Raw genomic sequence first — 17,538 nt, 5'->3', positions numbered from 1 at the left:
TCAGCGCTCCGGTGCTCGGTGTTTGCGATAGGTCCACAGGAAGGAGGACGCAACCTCTGTCAGCCGGCCCTGCAGGATAGCGTGGCGCAGTTCCTCCGTCAGCCGGACGAGCGTCCGCAGGTTATGGATGGAGACCAGCGTCGCCGCCAGCATCTCCTGGGCGATCATCAGATGGCGCAGGTAGGCACGGCTGTGATGCAGGCAGGCGTAGCAGTCACAGGCTTCATCGATCGGCCGCGGGTCGTCGGCGAACAGGGCGTTGTGCAAGTTGAGCCGGCCCAGGGGCGTGAGGGCGGCGTGGTTGCGCGCCATCCGGGTCGGCAGGACGCAATCGAACATGTCGATGCCGCGCACCACGGCTTCGACCAGGTCCTCCGGTGAGCCGACCCCCATCAGGTAGCGCGGCCTGGCGGGGGGAAGTTCAGGGATGACGACCTCCAGCATGGCGTGCATCTCGGCCTTGGTCTCCCCGACCGACAGCCCTCCGATGGCAATCCCGGGAAACGGGAGGGAGGCCAGGAAGCGCGCCGACTCCTGGCGCAGATCAGGGAAGATGCCTCCCTGAACGATGCCGAACAGGGCCTGGTCGCCCGGATGTTTGGCGGACAGGCAACGCTCCGCCCAGGCGTGGGTTCGAGCCATGGCCTGTTCATTGTAGCGGCGGTCGTGTGGAGGGGCACATTCGTCGAGCACCATGATGATGTCCGCCCCCAGCGCCTCCTGGATGGCGATGGCGCCTTCCGGCGTCAGCCGATGGCTGGAGCCATCGATGTGCGAGCGGAAGGTCACCCCGTCAGCGTCGATTCGCCGGGTCTTCGACAGGCTGAAGACCTGATAGCCGCCAGAGTCGGTCAGGATCGGCCGGGTCCAGCCCATGAAGGCGTGCAGGCCGCCCAGACGCTGGACGCGCTCCGGCCCCGGGCGCAGGTACAGGTGGTAGGTGTTGGCCAGGATCAAGCTCGCCCCCAACTCCTCCAGCTGGGGCGCGGTCAGGGCCTTGACGGTGGCCTGGGTTCCAACGGGAGCGAACACGGGCGTGGAGATCGGACCATGTGCGGTATGGAGCGTGCCGGCACGGGCCAGGCCGTCGGTCTTATCGATCTCGAAACGCAAGCGCATCACAATCCCCAGGCCCAATGTAGTCCGAGCAGCGTTAGCAGCGCGGTCACGGCCGTCAGCGGGGCGCCCAGGCGAAGGTAGTCACGCACGGTGTAACCGCCCGGCCCCATCACCAGCAGATTGGCCGGGTGGCCGAGGGGCGTGAGGAAGGCCAGGGAGCAGCCGACGGCCACGGCCATGGCCATCGCCCTCGGATCCACCCCGGCGATCTCGGCCACGGCGATCGCCACGGGGGCCAGCACCACCGCTGTCGTCTGGCCGCCGATGAGCAGGCCGAGACCGATCGTGGCAAGCAAGAGTGCCGTCGCCAGCGCCAGTGAGCCGGCGCCGCCGGTGAGACCGATCAATCCCTCCCCCAGCAAATCAGCCAGCCCGGTGGTCTGCAGAGCGATGCTCAGCGGCAGCATGCCGGCGATGAAGAAGATGGTTCGCCAGGAGATCGAGCGGTAGGCGGCGTCCATCTGGATGCACCCGGAGAGCACCATCAGCATGGCGCCGGTCAGGGTAGCGATGGCGATCGGCAGCAGCCCGAGGGCCGCGCAGCCCAGACTGGCGACGACGATGCCCACTGCCACCCAGGCCCTCCAGCCCGGACGCCCGGCAGCTTCCGCTTCGAGGATCAGGAAATTCTCGTCGCTGCGCAGCAAATCGAACTTCTCGCTGGGGCCCTGCATCAGCATGGCGTCGCCGAAGTGTAGCGGCTGTTCGGCCAGGTCTTCCTGCAGGACCGCGCCCGCCCGCCACAGCCCGATGACCTGGATCCCGTAGCGCTCGCGGAATCGAATCTCCCGCAGCGACTTGCCGTCGAGCTCGGAGCGGGGGGCAAGCACGACCTCGACCAGGGGCACCTGGGCCGTGGCGATCGTCTCCAGCAGACGCGGGTCGACGTAGGGCTCCAGCTGGTTGCGCTGAATGAAGTCCGTCGTCGGGCGGCCTTCCAGCAGCAAGACGTCTTCGGCCTGTACCCGCACCTCCCGATCGGGTGCCAGCTTCCAGCGTCCTCGGTGCAGGATGCCCAAGACGGTCAGCCCGAGGTCCCGCCCCCAACCGAGCCCACCCAGCGATTGGCCGGTGACGGGGGAATGAGAGGGAACGCTGAAGGCCGAGGCCCCGGTCTCCAGGTCGTACAGGCTGGCGAGTTCGGTCTGGGCGCGGCGAACGCGGGCGATCTCGCTGGCCACATCGCGCTGGCGCAGCAGGCGCGGGGCGAGCCAGATCAGGAGCCCGGTGCCGGCGATCACCAGCGGCAGGCCGACCGGCAGGAAGTCGAGCAACCCGTAGGGCGCGTACCCGGCCTGACCGAGGGTGGTGCTGACGATGATATTGGCGGTGGTCAGCAGCGTGGCCGTTCCGCCGAGAAGGGCTCCGTAGGCCAGGGGCATCAGCAAGCGCGACGGCCGGATGTTGGCCTTGCGCGAGATTCCCATCGCCGGAGGTACCAGAATGGCGGCGGCGGCGATGCTGTTCATGAAGGTCGACAAGCCGGCGCTCGTCAGCGTCAGCCCGCCAATCAGGCGCCGTTCGTGCGCTCCCGCCAGGAGGAGGATGCGGGAGCCCAGCCAGGCCGTCACCCCGGTGCGCTCGAGGCCTTCCGAGAGGATGAAGACCGATAGGATGGTGATCACGGCTGCCTGGCTGAAACCGGACAAGGCCTCTTCAGCCGAGATAACGCCGGTCAGCCCGAGCGTCAGAGCGACCAGGATGCCGAGCACGTCCGGGCGCAGCCGCTCGCTGGCCAGCAGGATGGCGGCGACCGTGATGGTCAGGAGCGTGATCCAACCTTCGGTCGTCATGGCGATTGCGGATTATACCCACGGCCCCAGTTGTCGGCCGGTCGACGCCTCCGTATACTAGGTCGCATGCCGCAGACGGATGCGTACGCCACCTGGGCGGAAGTGGATCTGGGCGCGATCCGCGCCAACCTGCGCCAATTCGCCCGCCGTGAGGCAGCCGTAATGGCCGTGGTAAAGGCCAACGCCTACGGCCACGGTGCAGTTCCGGTCGCCCGGGCGGCGCTGGAGGCCGGGGCGGTGTGGTGCGGGGTAGCCCGGCTAGGTGAGGCTCTCGAGCTGCGCCGTGCCGGCCTGGACTGCCCAATCCTCATCCTCGGACCAGTCCCCCTGGCTGCGGTTCCGGCTGCCATTGCCGACAACATCTCGCTAACCGTTTGGCACCCCGACCAGGTGGGCGTGGCAGAGTCCGCCGCCCGCCAAATCGGTCGCCCAGCCCGCCTGCACTTGAAGGTCGATACTGGGATGCGCCGGCTGGGCGCATCGCCGTCCGAGGTGCTGGCGCTCGCCCGCCGGGTTCACGACGCCGACGGCGTCGAGCTGGAGGGCATCTTCTCCCACATGGCGCGCGCCGGCGAAGCCGACCCCGCCCCCAGCCGCCGCCAACAAGCACTGTTCCAGGAGGTCCTCGCCGGGCTGTCTTCGGCCGGCTTGCGGCCGACCTGGTGCCATTTGGCGAACACCGCCGCCGCCCTGCGCTGGCCGGAGATGGATTTCGACCTGGTACGCATCGGGCTGGGGCTGTACGGGATGCAGGCTTCAGATGAGTTGGACCTTGGCTCCGGCCTACATCCGGCACTGGGCTGGAAGGCCCAGGTCAGCCAGGTCAAGGCCGTCGCCGCCGGCGAAGGAATCGGCTATGGCCAGATCTATACCACCGGTCAGAACGAGGCCATCGCCACGGTCTCGGTGGGGTACGGTGATGGCTTCCGGCGTTGGCCGGGGGCGCGGGTGCTGATCGACGGCCGCCCGGCCGAGGTCGTCGGGCGCGTTTCGATGGACCAGATCACGGTGCGACTGGGCTCGGGTGCGGAAGCCCGCCCCGGCGACGAGGTCGTGCTGATCGGCCGGCAAGGTGCAGCCGAGGTCAGTGCCGAGTCCCTGGCGGACGTCTGGGGGACGATCAACTACGAAGTCACTTGCGGCATCAGCGCCCGCGTGCCGCGGCTGTACCGCTAGGCGAGCGACATTCTCCCCAGCCATCCGCGAGGGGCGCTGCAAGCAAATCGCCGGAGGCTGCGAGCATCCGGTCCCCAGCCGAGACCCTGCAGCGGATCGCTGATCCCACTGCAGCAACCCTCTGATCGATCTCGGGTTCACCGAGGGGAATAGTGACCTGAGGTGGAACGCGCCTCGTCTCCTGGGCCCTCCCTGCGGGAGGGCCGACCGCCTGTATTCCCGATCCACTTACCGAGGCTTCGCATGCCTTCGTTGGGGCAGGCAGTGGGGTCTCCCGCGGTCTGTTCCAGAGCCGAAAAGCGGCCGGCCGCTGTGTGGGCGGCGCCGGAGTCGGCGTGCCATCACCATTCGGAAACGTCGAACCGCTCGCCAACGCCGCCAAGGCAAGGATGCCTGCCACTGCCAGCCAGTGTCTCATGATGGCTGATCTCCCCTGGCGTGCAGGGCGGGCGCCTGCCCGCACGGGGCGAAGTCGACGGGGTTTGGCCCGACTCGGCCACGGCAGCGTGGAGTAGATTGTCGCGCCGGTGGGCTCAACGGCCGGCTCGGATGGTTTGGAAGGGTTGAGGGCTTCAGGCGTACCGCTGCCGGACGGCGGGGACCAGGTACTCCTCGAAGGCGCGCCGCAGGTCGTACTCCGCCTTCCAGCCCCAATCTTTGCGGGCGGCGCTGTCGTCGACTTCGGCTGGCCAGCTGTCGATGATGCCCTGGCGGTTCGTGTCTGGGGCGAAGGTGACCTCGGCCTGAGGGAAGGCGCGGCGGACGGCCTGCAGGATCTCGTCGGCGGTTGGGCTGAAGGAGGTCACGTTGTAGACCTGACGCCTGAGCCGGGCGCGCGGCGCTTCGACCAGCAGTAGCATCGCCCGGATGGCATCCGGCATCACCATGAAGGGCAGCCGGGCGTCGGGTCGGACGAAGCAGGCATACGCCTTTCCCTGGGCGGCATGGTGCAGCATCTCCGGCCCGTAATCGCTGGTGCCGCCGGTGGGAACCGTCTGGGCGCTGATCAACCCGGGGAATCGCAGGCAACGGAAATCAATGCGGGCGGCTGGTGGCTCAGGCGCCAAGCGGCGATAGTAGGTCGAGAAGTATCGCCCCAGGTGCTCACAGGCCAGCTTGTTGCAGCCGTACATGGTCGCCGGCGTCAGCCAGTCGTCCTCGCGGACCTGGCCGGCCGCCGTCTTGGCCTTCAGGTCGGGGAGGCCATAGGCGGCGATCGAGCTGGGGTATAGGAAACGAACGGACTGCCCAAGACGCTGGGAATGGTCGTGGGCCATCTGCAGCAGGCGCAGGGTTCCGTCGACGTTCACCCGGTGGGCCAGCTCAGGGTCGCGCTCGGCCTTGGTGGACAGGATCGAGGCCAGGTGGAAGACGGTCGAGAAGGGGCCGCGTTCGTCCAACGCCGCGAACAGAGCTGGATCGTTGATGTCTCCCTGCAAGAACTCGTGGCAGGCGCTGGCCAAGCTCGTGTCCAGCGGTTGGATGTCGGTGGCCAGGATGCGGCCAGCGTTGCGTTCGCACAGCTGATGGATCAACCCGTGACCGATCTCGCCGTTGGCGCCGGTGATCAGGATAGCGTTGCTGGAGTCCATCCGCGGTTGACCTCGGGGGGCAGAGTACCTGGTTCAGGGGATGCGTGCTAGCCAGGCAATTGGATTATCCTGGAGAGAGCCTCGGCTGGCAAGGCAGGGTGCCTGCCGCCGGCGCCTGCCCTAGGCCAAGCGCTTGCGTGGCAGCGGACTCCGTGTGCCGAGGCCCTCACCCGGGCTTCCCTTGGCCGACGAGAGCAGCTCCTGGCCGGGGCAGGAGTGGACCGGCTCAGCCGGGGTGCTCCAGGCCGAAAGCCCGGCTCTCCCATCCTGCAAATAGGGCAATGGCTTGACTCGCGCTTCCGGCGTCCCTTAGAATGGAAAGACAACACAGCACAGCCCGGGGAGAGCCCGGCCGGCAGCTTCCGGCCGGCACCGAAGGGGCAAACCGGATCCGCCGCTGCAGGCGCCGGCGAAACTCTCAGGTCACAGGACCCGGGTTGGCCGAACCTCTGGAAAGCCGCAAGGCACCGACGGGGCAAGCCCTTCCAGTGGGGCGAATCTCTCAGGTCAGCGACAGAGGGCGCACGCTAATCCCTGCGTGCGCCCTTTGCATGCTTTTGAGTCGGCAACCCACCAATCCATGCACGTGGAGGCGAAGATGGAATTTCCCAGCGATCTGAAGTACACCGCCACGGATGAGTGGATCCGTGCCGAGGGCAAGAAGGCGGTGCTGGGCGTGACAGACTACGCCCAGGATCAGCTCTCGGATATCGTCTTTGTGGAGATCCTGGTCGGTCCCGGCGACACGCTCGACAAAGGCAAGGCGATCGTCACGGTGGAGTCGGTCAAGGCGGCGGCAGAAGTCTATTCGCCGGTGTCCGGCAAGGTCGGCCGGGTGAACGACGAGCTGGCCGGCAATCCGGAGTGGATCAACGCCGAACCGTTCGGCAAGGCCTGGATGATCGAGTTCGAGCTCAGCGATCCGGCTGAGCTGAACGGACTGATGGACGCCAGTGCCTATCAGCAGCACTGCGAGGAGCGAAGCCACTGATGGCCTACATTCCGCACACGGATGCCGAAAGGAAGGAGATGCTGGCGGCCGTCGGCGTTCGCAGCCTGGATGACCTGTACCAGGCGGTTCCGGCCGACGTCCGCTTTCCTGATCTCGATCTGCCCGACTCAGTCTCGGAGTTGGAGATTACTCAGGAGCTGCAGGAGATGGCGGAGGCCAATGTCGACACGCGGCACTTCGCCTGCTTCCTCGGGGCCGGCGCCTACAACCACTTCATCCCGTCGGCCGTCGATCACATCCTGCGCCGGGGCGAGTTCTACACCGCCTACACACCCTATCAGCCGGAGATTTCGCAGGGTACGCTGCAGGCGATCTTTGAATACCAGAGCCTGATCTGCAACCTGACGGGGATGCAGGTCTCGAATGCCTCGCACTATGACGGCGCCACGGCGTTGGCCGAGGCCGCCATTCTGTCTTTGAACCATCATCGCGGCGCCCGCCACAAGCTCGTCCTGTCTCCGGCGATCCACCCGCAGTACCGCCAGGTGGTGCGGACGTACATGCAGGGCATGCAAGTGGAGGTTGCGGGCGACGAGCGGCTGCCGGCGTCAGCCGAAGACCTGCCGAGCCGGATCGACTCGAACACGGCGATGGTGGCCGTCCAGTACCCGGATTTCTTCGGCCGCATCAAGGACTTCACGGCGCTGGGCCGGGCGGCGCACGCCGCCGGGGCCCTGCTGTGCGTTGTGGTCAACCCGCTGGCGCTGGGCATGCTCCGGCCGCCGTCCGAGTTCGACGCCGATATCGTCGTCGGCGACGGACAGCCGCTGGGCATCCCGATGTCGTTCGGCGGCCCGACGCTGGGTCACTTCACCATCAAGCAGGAGTTCGTGCGCAAGATGGCCGGACGCCTGGTGGGCGAGACCGTCGACAGCCGCGGCCAGCGCGGCTATGTGCTCACCCTGACGCCGCGCGAGCAGCACATCCGGCGGGAGAAGGCGACTTCCAACATCTGCACCAACGTCGCCCTGATGGCCCTGGCCTCGGCGGTGTATCTGTCGCTGATGGGCAAACAAGGGTTGCGCCAGGCGGCTGAGCTGTGCTACCACAAGGCGCACTATGCGGCCGAGCGCCTGGCCAAGGTGCCCGGCTTCGGCCTGTGGACCAAAGGCCCGTTCTTCCACGAGTTCGCCCTGAAGTGCCCGCGCCCGGTGGCGGAGATCAACCAGGCGCTGCTCGATTTCGACATCCTCGGCGGCTACGACCTGGGCCAGGACTACCCTGAGCTGCGCGACCACATGCTGTTGGCGGTCACCGAGATGAACAGCCGAGACCAGATCGATGCCCTGGTCGAGGCCATGGAGGAGGTGTCCCATGCCTGAGCCTTTGATCTACGAGCTCTCCTCCCCCGGCCGGGAGGGCGTCACGTTGCCTCACCCCGATGTCCCGGCGGCTGCGTTACCGAGGGAGTTGATGCGCCGCGACCTGCCGCTCCCCGAGCTGGCCGAGATCGACGTCGTCCGGCACTTCGTGCGCCTCTCTCAGCTCAACCATGCGGTTGATACCGGCTTCTACCCGCTCGGTTCCTGTACGATGAAGTACAACCCCAAGGTGAACGAGGATGCGGCCCGCTTGGCCGGCTTCGCCTTCACCCATCCGCTGCAGGATCCCGAGACCGTGCAAGGCAATCTGGCGCTGATGTACATGCTCCAGGATTGGCTGAAGGAGATCGGAGGCTTCGCCGGCATTAGCCTGCAGCCGGCCGCCGGCGCCCACGGAGAGCTCACCGGCATTCTGATCATTCGCGCCTACCATCAGGCGCGGGGCGACACCAAGCGCACGAAAATCCTGATCCCCAACTCAGCCCACGGCACCAACCCCGCCTCCACCTCGATGAGTGGGCTACAGACGGTTGAACTGCCATCGGACGATCGTGGCAACGTTGACCTTCAGGCCCTGCGTCAGGCGTGCGACGACACCGTCGCCGGGCTGATGCTGACCAACCCTAACACCCTCGGCCTGTTCGAGGAGCACGTGCGCGAGGTGGTAGATCAGATCCACAGCTGTGGTGGATTGGTCTATGGCGACGGCGCCAACATGAACGCCCTGCTGGGCGTGGTCCGTCCGGGAGACCTGGGTTTCGACGTCCTGCACTTCAACCTGCACAAGACGTTCTCGACGCCTCACGGCGGCGGCGGCCCGGGCTCCGGCCCGGTGGGGGTGCGCCAGCACTTGGTGGATTTCCTCCCCGGTCCGGTCGTGCAGATCGTCGAGGAGGAGGACGAGGAGCAAGCGCCGCTGTACGGGCTGGTCATGCCGGCGAAGACCATCGGACGGGTCAAAGCCTTCCATGGGCACTTCGGCATGCACGTCCGTGCCTTCGCCTACATGCGCATGCAGGGCAAGGCCGGCATGCGGGCGATCTCCGACCATGCGGTGCTGAACGCCAACTACATCCGCGCCCGGCTGCGGGACGTCTACCATGTCCCCTACGACCGGATCTGCATGCACGAATTCGTGGCCGAAGGACGTTGGGATGATGCCCCGGGTGTGCGCGCCCTGGATGTCGCCAAGCGGCTGATGGACTTTGGCTTCCATCCTCCGACGAACTACTTCCCCTTGATCGTCCACGAAGCGCTGATGATCGAGCCCACGGAGACCGAAAGCAAGGCCACCCTGGACGCCTTCATCGAGGTCATGCGCAAGATCGCCGAAGAGGCGCACGCCGATCCCGAGACGCTGCAGACCGCGCCCCACAACACGCCCTTCGGACGCCTGGACGAAATCCGGGCCGCCAAGGACCTGGTGCTGTGCTGTCGCCCGGTGGAGATGGACGCCGACCCATGAGCGTCTGACTCTCTCGGCCGTGATCCCTGAATCCCCCAAGGGGTCTGGGTCCACCCGGGCCCCTTGGGATTCGAATTGGCTCAGTCGTCGCCCTTCACCGGCAAAGTGAAGCGGACGGTGGTGCCGCGTCCCGGCACGCTTTCGACGGAGATCTCGCCGCCGTGGGCCTCGACCAGGCTCTTGGCGATGGTCAGCCCCAAGCCTCGGCCCCCGGAATCGGTGGAGCGGTAGGCGCGGTCGAAAACATGGTCGATATCGCCCGGCGCGATCCCAACACCGGTGTCGCCCACCTGCAGCGGGATCCAGCCGTTCTCGGCCGCCTGTAACGACAGCCGGATTTCTCCTCCCTCGAGCGCGTGCCGCAGGGCGTTGGACAGCAGGTTGGCCAGCACCTGCTGCACGCGGACCGGGTCGACGTCTGCCGGCGGCAGCTGTGCGGCGGTGGTCACCACCAGATCGACTCGGCGCTGCCGGGCCTGAGGGCCGAACAATACCCGCAGCTCCTCCACCAGGCGAACCAGGTCGGTGGGTTCCCGGTGCAGGCGCAACACGCCGCTTTCCAGGTCAGACAAGACTCGCATGTCGTCCACCAGCCGCGACAGCAGCCGGGTTTCCTCCATCAGCGCCGAGAGATGGGCCTCATCGGCCGGGTACACGCCGTCCAACATGGCCTCCAGGTTGCCCTGCAGGACCGTCAGGGGCGTCTGCAGTTCGTGATGGATGTCGGCCAGCAGGTTGCGGCGCTGCTGTTCCGTGCGCTGCAGCCGGGCCGTCATGCGATTGAAGGCGTGGGCCAAGGCCCGGAGTTCGCCCGGCCCGCCGGCCACCACCCGGGCGTTCAGATTCCCGCTCTCGACCTGGCTCACGGCATCGGCCAAGTCTCGCAGCGGAAGCAGCAGCCGGCGCATCCCGATGGCGGCTGTGGCCAGCCCTGCCAGCAGCAAGCTGGCGCCGCACACACTCCAGATCGGCACGGCCTGGGTCGGGGCTTGCAGCCATCCCTGGGCAACCGAGAGCGCTCCCGTCGCCAGGACGCAGCCAAACCCTGCGAGCAGGGTGAGAAAGACCAACAAACCGGCCAGGCGCCAGAAGAACGCCCGGGGCATGCGTTGCAGGTCGTTCGGCCGGCGGCGGTGTGCCGGCGGCCAGGGTTCATTCTCCGGCCACCATCCGGGACGGTGGCGGGGATGGCGCCCGTGCCTCATCGCCGCCCACCTCGTCCGGTTGAGGCGGTACGCTTGAACCGGCGGCTGGCGGAACACCCGGCGCTCATTCGTCGGCGAACCGGTAGCCCACACCGTACACGGTCAGCACATAGCGGGGCTGATGGGGGTCGGGCTCTAGTTTGCGGCGCAGGTTCTTGATATGGGTGTCGATGGCCCGTTCATATGACTCGAAGGCCACGCCGTGGAGCGCTTCAAGCAGCTGGGCGCGGGTGAAGATTCGGCCGGGTTGCCGGACCAGCACGAGCAGCAGCTGGAATTCGGCGGCCGTCAGGTCAATCACCTGATCGCCGCGCAGGGTTCGCATCCGGGAGATGTCCAGGCTGACATCCAGGGCGCGGTGGACCTGTTCCGCGGCCGCGTTGCCCGACGCATCGACTCGGCGCAGCACACTTCGGACCCGCGCCACCAGCTCCTTCGGGCTGAAGGGCTTGACCACGTAGTCATCCGCCCCGAGCTCCAGCCCGACAATCCGATCGGCTTCCTCGCCGCGGGCGGTCAACATGATCAGCGGGACCTGCGATCGCCGCCGCAGCTCGCGCGCTACGTCCAGCCCGTCCATGCCCGGCAGACCGAGATCGAGCACAACCAGGTCCGGGCTGTCGGAGACGGCGCGGGCCAGACCGGCTGCGCCATCGCTGGCGGCGAGGGCCTCATATCCGGCCCGCTCCAGGTACTCGCGCACCAACTTGACGATACCGAGATCGTCTTCGATCACCAGGATCCGTTTCATCCTCTGCCTGCCTGCTCGATTCGCGTGCTGCCGCTCATGACCCATGTATTCTCGCACACCTCCGGCAGAACGGGAGGCGAAGGACGTCGGCCGCCGCCCTGGGGGCGCTTGACCGAGCGGAACAGTCGTCCAGCCGGTCGGCGGAGGGTTGGCCACCGACCGGCTGCGCACGCGTTCCTCGCCGATACCTCTTTGTATCGCGCGGTAAGCCCCCGCGCCTCGGGGAGGATGAACCGCCGTCGAACCGCGCAACGAGGATCAGGATGGCCAGAAATGGGCTCAGAGATCTCAGCCTCCTCGCCAGGCCGACAGGGAGCGGGGCGAAGCCAAGGTATATCGGGTCGCGGCTGCGGCGGCAAACGCCATCGGAGACCAGAGCGGAAGCCTCGTCGAAGGGTCGCACCGTCGTCCTGGCCTGGCGTCCGGAAAGGTGTCGGCTGCCAGATTCACGGCGATGCCTGCAGCAACCCGCCAGACTCCGAACAGGATCCGCCCGGATACCTCGAATGTCGCCAAGATTGCAGTCAGGAGCAACGGCGGGGTGTAGTCTGTCGACGTGGCATTCCCTACCTCCGGGGTTCCAGGCTCGCCGTCATCCCTGCGGTCCAGTGTCCAATGACCCGGCGGTGGCGTCCGAAACCGGACTTCCAGCGGGCGTCCCTCCTGCGCCCGCAAGCGCAGGAGGGACTGAGACGGGGGGGGTTCAGGGAGCGGTCGATCCTCCTGGGTTGGCCTCGTCGTGCGAGCTGTGGGCTCGATCATGCCAGGAGCGGAACATCGGCGGAAGGTCGCCCTCCCAGCGGCCGCCTCGATCCCACATGCCGTGCCCCATGTGCCGCGGCCCAAAGGCCAGCCGCAGGAACGCCAGTCCGGCGAAGAGCACGAAAAGCGGGACCAGGCAACTGACCAGGAACCCTCCCGGCATATACAGCCCGGTAGGGTAGGCTGCAACCCCCGCGGGCACAAGCGCCACACCTCCTCCCGAGGCCAGCGCCTGTCCCTGCGCTACGCCCAGGGAGTAGGCATACAGGCCGGCTCCAACACCGACCATCGCCAGCAGCAGCACTGCCAGAATTCCACGGAAGACCCAACGGTTCATTCCCAACTCCTTTCGTCATCCGCTATGCTGAGCAGGAGTATGCCGCAGGAATGTGGGGAAATTGTGGACTGCCGGTGGCTGGGCGATGGAGGCCACCTCAGACCGATAGGGGTGGGGAGATCGCCTTGCTGGGGGCGAAGCCGCCGGACACCCCCGCCGTTCGAGCGGAGTAGAATTCTCAGCGATGAGGGCGCCCGCTGACATGTCCGAAGAATCCGTAGTCAACTGGTCAGAGGCCCGCACCACGGTGCAGGTGATCCTGCCCGATAGCCGGGTGCTGGAAGGCCCCCGCGGCGCGACCCTGGCGGAGTTCCTGGCCCCGGTGGATCCCGACCAGGCGCCGGTGGTCGGCGCCGTCATGAACGGCGAGTTACGCGAGCTTACCTACCCGGTCGAGATTGACTCGCGGGTGCGCCCGGTGCGCATGAGCGAAGCGGATGGGATGCGAATCTACCGCCGGTCGCTCACCTTCCTGCTGGCGGCTGCCTTTGAGGATCTCTTCCCGGGAACCAACCTGACGGTCGACCACTCGGTGGCCTCCGGCGGCTACTACTGCCAGGTGTCCGGGCGCGAGCCGCTCTCGGCCCTCGAGCTGTCGCGACTGGAAGGGCGGATGCGGGAGCTCGTCCAGGCCGATATGCCCTTCGCCAAGATCCAGGTCCCCCTCGACGAAGCCATCCGGACTTTTGAAGAGAAGGGTTACCGGGACAAGGCGCGGCTGCTTTCGCACCGTCGCAAGCCGCACCTGGTGTTCTATGAGCTCGTGGGCTTTCGCGACTATCACCACGGCTATATGGTCCCCACCACCGGCTATCTGCAGTGGTTCGGCCTGTCGCAGATCGACAACGGCTTCACCCTGCGTTTTCCGCGCCGCCATCGGCCGACCGAACTGCTGCCGCTGCCCGACTACCCCATGCTGCTCTCCACGTTCCGGCAGTATGGCGACTGGCTCGACCGCTTGGGGATCTCCAGTGCCGGCATTCTGAATGACGCCATCGCCGCCGGACGTGCCCGCGAGCTGATCCTGGTCTCCGAGGCCCTGCACGAAGGCCGGGTCGCTGAGATCGCGGCCCTGGTGGCGGAGCGCCAGCCGGCGGTGCGGGCCGTGCTGATCGCCGGGCCCTCGTCCTCAGGGAAGACGACCTTCTCCAAGCGGCTGGCCATCCAGCTGCTGGCGCGGGGAAGCTCCCCGTTCCCGGTCGAGATCGACAGCTTCTTCGTCGATCGTGACCGTACTCCGCGCGACGAGAACGGCGAGTTCGATTTCGAGTCGCTGGGGGCTGTCGACCTGGCGCGGCTGAATCATGATCTGCGGTTGCTGGTCAAGGGCGAGAGCGTGCAGCTGCCCCGCTACAACTTCAAGGCCGGCAAGCAGGAAGCGGGCGACGTCGTACAGCTTCAGCCCGGCCAGGTGATCATCTTGGAGGGCATCCATGGGCTGAACCCGGATCTGGTGCCTGAGCTTCCGCAGCCGTCAACGTTCCGCATCTATGCCTCGGCTCTGACGCAGCTCAACCTCGACCGCTACAACCGGGTCTCCACCACCGACACCCGCTTGATCCGCCGGATCGTCCGTGACGCCAAGCAGCGAGGCTACAACGCCTCCGAGACCATCCGCCGCTGGGAGTCCGTGCGCCGCGGCGAGAAGCGCTACATATTCCCCTTCCAGGAGAACGCAGATGTGATGTTCAACACGGCGCTGGTGTACGAAAGCTCAGCGCTGGCTCCGCTGGCCGAGCCGCTGCTGCGCCAGGTGGCCTTCGGCACCGCCGAGCATGTCGAGGCCAAGCGCCTGCTGTCCTTCCTGGAGTGGTTTCTCCCCCTCGACACCGAGTTGATTCCCGACAACTCGATCCTGCGCGAGTTCATCGGGGGATCGATCCTCGAGCGTTTCGATCTCTGGCATCCCGCCCCCGGCGGATAGCCGAGAGCGGACACGGCAGAGGCTTGCTGCCCAAGCAGCAAGGCGGGGGCGCCGCGGTGCCTTTCACCTCCTCCTGTCCAACACCTGGCGTCCTGTTGCTCCGAGTGGTCTCCACCCGTCGATGAAGGTCGGGCACCCCCTGGGGACGGCGCCGGCGAGGCTGATTCCCGCGGCGCCCCGCTGCCGCGACGAAGGCACTCGCAGGGCCAACCCGCCCAACGCTCGAGGCCAGAGCTGCCAGCCGCGCCCTCAGATTGTTTGCCAGCCATGGACGCACCCCAGGGGCCGTTGGTAGTTGGGCGGGGGTGACAAGTCTCGAGGTGAAGACAAGGCGATGCTCCTGGCTGGGGATGAGAACCTCACCCATCTCTAGGCGGCCACGCTCCGGGCGCTAAGGCGCGCCGGGAAGGAAGGGAGTAGGAGCCTGCGGGAAACGTACATCAACCAGGAGAAAACGGCATAGGTTCGGGTTTGGGCGAAGCCCAAACCCGAACCTATGCCAATGCCTCTTCTATCGTGAGGGTTCTTCTGCAGCCTGCTAAGGCGAGGGCGGGAGGTCCTGCTGCTGCATCAACTGATCGATGTCGGGACGGTCGAGGTGGATGTCCTGAAACGAGCGGGGATCCTCCATGGGCTCGATGTGTGAGAAAACCGTCAAGTACGGAAGCGTCCTGTGAAGCTCAAGGTCGATCTGTTCCAGCAGGTCATGCCCGCGTTGCACGGTCCACTCACCCGGCACCTGAATGTGAAAGGAGGCGAAGCTGCGGGAGCCTGACTGTCGTGTGCGCAGCGCGTGATACTGAAGGCCAGCCTCGGCATGTCGGTCAAGCGTAGCAGTGATCGCCTGGACTTCTTCCTTGGGAACAGCCGAGTCCATCAGTCCCTGTGTCGAGCGAACCATCAGGCGGATCCCGGTCACCGCGATGTTGGCGCCGAAGAGGATGGCAATGATCGGGTCGAGGCGCACGATGCCTGTGAGGTAGACCATCAAAACGCCGATGATCACGCCCACCGATGTCCAGACATCGGTCATCAGATGGCGGCCGTCGGCCTCGAGGGCGACCGAGCGTTCTCGCCGACCGACTCGGATCAGCAGGGTCGCGACGATGAGGTTGATCAGCGTTGCCACCCCGATGACCACCAGGCCAACGTCCAGGTGCGACACGGGCAGCGGGTTGATCAGCCGCCGCACCGAGACGAAAATGATCCCGGCGGATGCAGCCAGGATCAGACCGCCCTCGGCGCCGCTGGAGAGGTACTCCGCCTTGCCGTGTCCGTAGGTGTGGTCGTCGTCCTCCGGCCGAGCGACGATGAACAGCACAATCAGCGTCATCACAGCGGTCGTCAGGTTGATCGTCGACTCGAGCGCGTCCGACAGCAGACTGACCGATCCGGTGAGGATCGCCGCCGCGCCCTTCAGGCTGATGGTCAGCACGGCGGCGGCGATGGCCAACCAGGCGAAACGGCGCGGGTTGGAAGAGGGCTTCATGGAATACAGATTCTACTCCACACACATCGACATTCGCCGGCTGTTCTGGGCTCACCCGCCGAGGGTACGGAGCAGCCAGAACACCGCCAGGCCGACGGCAATGGTTAGCCACAGATTGCGGAAGCGGACGGCGACCGCCAGCGCCGCCAGGCCGGCCAGCAGTTGGTAATTGCCCAGGCTGAGGTTGAGCGAGCCGTCTGGCAGCAGCAGGGCCGGGGCGATGATCGCAGCCAACACGGCCGGCGCCACGTAGCGCAGGCCGCTGCGGAACACGGGCGGCAGGCGCTCGGCCGGCAGGATGCCAATGAAGGAGAAGCGGGTCAGGAAGGTCACAAGCATCCCGCCCACGATCACCAGCCACACGCCGCCCTGGCTCACGGCATGGCCTCTTTGCGTTCGCGGCGAGACTGCCAGGTCTGCAGCCCCACCCCTACAACTACGCCCAGCACGGCGGCTGTGACCAGCCCCAGCCGGTAGGGCAGGCCATGCAGGACGACGGCAGCGGCGGCGGCTGAGACCGCGGCGGCCACGCCGGGTTGATCGCTGATGCTCAAGATCAGAAGGGCGATGAAGGTCAGCGGGAGGGCCACCTCCAAACCCCAGGAATCAGGGAGGCGCGCTCCCAGCACGATCCCCAGGGCAGTGCTGGCCTGCCAAGCGGCCCACAGGGTCAGGCCGGTGCCCAAGGTGTACCAGTGGGCCAGGCGCGTGTCGGGCTGGCGGTAGCGGAGTGCGGCTACGGCAAAGGCTTCGTCGGTCAGCAGCCAGGCCAGGGGCACCTTCCAGCGCGGCGGGAGGGGGGTGAGATGCGGCGAGAGCGAGGCGCTGTACAGGGCATGCCGGAGGTTGACCACGAAGATCGTGGCGACGATCAGGCCGGCCGGGGCGCTGGACAGCATGCCGACGGCTATGAACTGCGCGCTGCCAGCGAAGATCAGGAAGGAAAACGCCTGAGCAGCGACGGGCGGCAACCCGGCCTGCAGCGCCAGCGCCCCGAAGATCAAGCCAAAGGGGATCACGCCCAGCAGCAGCGGCAGCTGGTCGCGCCCGCCGGTCAAGAATTCGCGCCGCGCAGAGCGAGCGATGGGCGAAGGCGGCTCTGAAGAAAGGGCGGGAGAGGTGGCGGCGTCTGGAGTTTCAGTCAAGGCTTGGCCCCGGGTCCAGGCGTGGAGCGTGCCGGGCAGAACGCAATGATAACCGCCCCATTCCCCCGGCGTGGGATGCCAGCGGGAACCGCATGGGCCCCGGCAACGTCAAGGGTGATAGCATGTGCCTGTTGAGGAGGGACGTATGATTCGCCCGTGGATTTCACTGGTTTGCCTGGTCGTGCTTGCAGGGGGATGGGCGAGCGGCTGTGCCCAAGCGCCCGACCCGGCTGCACCGTCGGAGCCGCCCTCGGCCCAGGCGCCCGGCCCGGCTGCCTCGACAGAGGCGGCCTCGATCCCAGGCTCTGACGTGCCGCCTGGCGAGCGCGGGCCGGTATATGTCGATACGGCTGAACTTCTGCTGATGGAGAGCTTCCCGGTCCAGGTCAACCTCCAGGTGAAGGGGGCGCTGCCCACGCCGTGCCACGAGCTGAAGTGGGAGGTGG

The 17,538-nt window shown here is 66.8% G+C and carries 15 protein-coding genes and 1 riboswitch; of the genes, 6 read left to right on the top strand and 9 right to left on the bottom strand.

Going from position 1 to position 17,538, the window contains the following annotated elements:
• Together tgt and MUO23_08510 are read right to left on the bottom strand one after the other, a co-directional pair.
• Nucleotides 1–1,119, bottom strand: coding sequence for a tRNA guanosine(34) transglycosylase Tgt (tgt, locus tag MUO23_08515; protein MCJ7512999.1), 1,119 nt, complete (start codon nt 1,117–1,119; stop codon nt 1–3).
• Nucleotides 1,119–2,912, bottom strand: a complete 1,794-nt coding sequence (locus MUO23_08510; protein ID MCJ7512998.1) for an SLC13 family permease — start codon at nt 2,910–2,912, stop codon at nt 1,119–1,121. Before MUO23_08510 ends, tgt begins: the two co-directional genes overlap by 1 nt.
• A 66-nt stretch (nt 2,913–2,978) precedes the next feature.
• Here MUO23_08510 and alr point away from each other — a divergent pair, with 66 nt between their 5' ends.
• On the top strand, nt 2,979–4,088 hold the full coding sequence (alr, locus tag MUO23_08505; GenBank protein MCJ7512997.1) for an alanine racemase: 1,110 nt from the start codon (nt 2,979–2,981) through the stop codon (nt 4,086–4,088).
• A gap of 572 nt (nt 4,089–4,660) precedes the next feature.
• On the opposite strand, the gene MUO23_08500 is transcribed toward alr, so the two are convergent.
• Nucleotides 4,661–5,680 carry an NAD-dependent epimerase/dehydratase family protein gene (locus tag MUO23_08500; protein MCJ7512996.1) on the bottom strand — a complete coding sequence of 340 codons (1,020 nt, stop codon included), beginning with the start codon at nt 5,678–5,680 and terminating at the stop codon, nt 4,661–4,663.
• A gap of 329 nt (nt 5,681–6,009) precedes the next feature.
• Nucleotides 6,010–6,124, top strand: a riboswitch (glycine riboswitch).
• Nucleotides 6,125–6,278: 154 nt separating this feature from the next.
• On the opposite strand from MUO23_08500, the gene gcvH reads away from it, so the two are divergent.
• From gcvH to gcvPB, 3 genes are read left to right on the top strand one after another with little or no spacing between them, the layout of a single operon-like run.
• A complete protein-coding gene (gene gcvH, locus MUO23_08495) occupies nt 6,279–6,671 on the top strand; it encodes a glycine cleavage system protein GcvH (GenBank protein ID MCJ7512995.1) in 393 nt (130 codons plus the stop codon).
• Nucleotides 6,671–8,014 carry an aminomethyl-transferring glycine dehydrogenase subunit GcvPA gene (gcvPA, locus tag MUO23_08490; protein MCJ7512994.1) on the top strand — a complete coding sequence of 448 codons (1,344 nt, stop codon included), beginning with the start codon at nt 6,671–6,673 and terminating at the stop codon, nt 8,012–8,014. The genes gcvH and gcvPA overlap by 1 nt, the downstream gene beginning before the upstream one ends.
• Nucleotides 8,007–9,479, top strand: a complete 1,473-nt coding sequence (gcvPB, locus tag MUO23_08485) for an aminomethyl-transferring glycine dehydrogenase subunit GcvPB (protein ID MCJ7512993.1) — start codon at nt 8,007–8,009, stop codon at nt 9,477–9,479. Before gcvPA ends, gcvPB begins: the two co-directional genes overlap by 8 nt.
• 80 nt (nt 9,480–9,559) lie before the next feature.
• Here the strand turns inward: gcvPB and MUO23_08480 are convergent, their stop codons facing one another.
• The 3 genes from MUO23_08480 to MUO23_08470 all read right to left on the bottom strand — a co-directional run bounded on the left by MUO23_08480 (nt 9,560) and on the right by MUO23_08470 (nt 12,534).
• A complete protein-coding gene (locus MUO23_08480) occupies nt 9,560–10,684 on the bottom strand; it encodes a HAMP domain-containing histidine kinase (GenBank protein ID MCJ7512992.1) in 1,125 nt (374 codons plus the stop codon).
• A 64-nt stretch (nt 10,685–10,748) separates the two neighbouring features.
• On the bottom strand, nt 10,749–11,435 hold the full coding sequence (locus tag MUO23_08475) for a response regulator transcription factor (GenBank protein ID MCJ7512991.1): 687 nt from the start codon (nt 11,433–11,435) through the stop codon (nt 10,749–10,751).
• Between the two features lie 703 nt (nt 11,436–12,138).
• Nucleotides 12,139–12,534 carry a hypothetical protein gene (locus MUO23_08470; protein ID MCJ7512990.1) on the bottom strand — a complete coding sequence of 132 codons (396 nt, stop codon included), beginning with the start codon at nt 12,532–12,534 and terminating at the stop codon, nt 12,139–12,141.
• A gap of 202 nt (nt 12,535–12,736) precedes the next feature.
• Here MUO23_08470 and MUO23_08465 point away from each other — a divergent pair, with 202 nt between their 5' ends.
• The gene (locus MUO23_08465; protein ID MCJ7512989.1) at nt 12,737–14,458 is read left to right on the top strand and encodes a nucleoside kinase; all 1,722 of its coding nucleotides are present in this window, start codon (nt 12,737–12,739) and stop codon (nt 14,456–14,458) included.
• Between the two features lie 538 nt (nt 14,459–14,996).
• Here MUO23_08465 and MUO23_08460 read toward each other — a convergent pair.
• The 3 genes from MUO23_08460 to MUO23_08450 are packed head-to-tail and all read right to left on the bottom strand — an operon-like array spanning nt 14,997 to nt 17,005.
• Entirely contained in the window at nt 14,997–15,947 is a 951-nt protein-coding gene (locus tag MUO23_08460) for a cation diffusion facilitator family transporter (protein ID MCJ7512988.1), read from the bottom strand.
• A 51-nt stretch (nt 15,948–15,998) separates the two neighbouring features.
• Nucleotides 15,999–16,325 carry an AzlD domain-containing protein gene (locus tag MUO23_08455; GenBank protein ID MCJ7512987.1) on the bottom strand — a complete coding sequence of 109 codons (327 nt, stop codon included), beginning with the start codon at nt 16,323–16,325 and terminating at the stop codon, nt 15,999–16,001.
• Nucleotides 16,322–17,005: an AzlC family ABC transporter permease gene (locus MUO23_08450; protein ID MCJ7512986.1), complete on the bottom strand. Its 684-nt coding sequence runs from the start codon at nt 17,003–17,005 to the stop codon at nt 16,322–16,324. The genes MUO23_08455 and MUO23_08450 overlap by 4 nt, the downstream gene beginning before the upstream one ends.
• Nucleotides 17,006–17,237: 232 nt before the next feature.
• Here MUO23_08450 and MUO23_08445 point away from each other — a divergent pair.
• A partial coding sequence (locus MUO23_08445; protein MCJ7512985.1) for a hypothetical protein occupies nt 17,238–17,538 on the top strand: 301 nt, incomplete at its 3' end.

Source organism: Anaerolineales bacterium, assembly GCA_022866145.1.
Classification (GTDB): domain Bacteria; phylum Chloroflexota; class Anaerolineae; order Anaerolineales; family E44-bin32; genus PFL42.
This window is presented reverse-complemented; position numbering and strand designations above follow the sequence as displayed.

Bases quoted from the DNA above. Each gene is read 5' to 3' on its own strand.
- tgt (MCJ7512999.1), bottom strand. From the start codon at position 1,119: ATGCGCTTGCGTTTCGAGATCGATAAGACCGACGGCCTGGCCCGTGCC.
- MUO23_08510 (MCJ7512998.1), bottom strand. From the start codon at position 2,912: ATGACGACCGAAGGTTGGATCACGCTCCTGACCATCACGGTCGCCGCC.
- alr (MCJ7512997.1), top strand. From the start codon at position 2,979: ATGCCGCAGACGGATGCGTACGCCACCTGGGCGGAAGTGGATCTGGGC.
- MUO23_08500 (MCJ7512996.1), bottom strand. From the start codon at position 5,680: ATGGACTCCAGCAACGCTATCCTGATCACCGGCGCCAACGGCGAGATC.
- gcvH (MCJ7512995.1), top strand. From the start codon at position 6,279: ATGGAATTTCCCAGCGATCTGAAGTACACCGCCACGGATGAGTGGATC.
- gcvPA (MCJ7512994.1), top strand. From the start codon at position 6,671: ATGGCCTACATTCCGCACACGGATGCCGAAAGGAAGGAGATGCTGGCG.
- gcvPB (MCJ7512993.1), top strand. From the start codon at position 8,007: ATGCCTGAGCCTTTGATCTACGAGCTCTCCTCCCCCGGCCGGGAGGGC.
- MUO23_08480 (MCJ7512992.1), bottom strand. From the start codon at position 10,684: ATGAGGCACGGGCGCCATCCCCGCCACCGTCCCGGATGGTGGCCGGAG.
- MUO23_08475 (MCJ7512991.1), bottom strand. From the start codon at position 11,435: ATGAAACGGATCCTGGTGATCGAAGACGATCTCGGTATCGTCAAGTTG.
- MUO23_08470 (MCJ7512990.1), bottom strand. From the start codon at position 12,534: ATGAACCGTTGGGTCTTCCGTGGAATTCTGGCAGTGCTGCTGCTGGCG.
- MUO23_08465 (MCJ7512989.1), top strand. From the start codon at position 12,737: ATGTCCGAAGAATCCGTAGTCAACTGGTCAGAGGCCCGCACCACGGTG.
- MUO23_08460 (MCJ7512988.1), bottom strand. From the start codon at position 15,947: ATGAAGCCCTCTTCCAACCCGCGCCGTTTCGCCTGGTTGGCCATCGCC.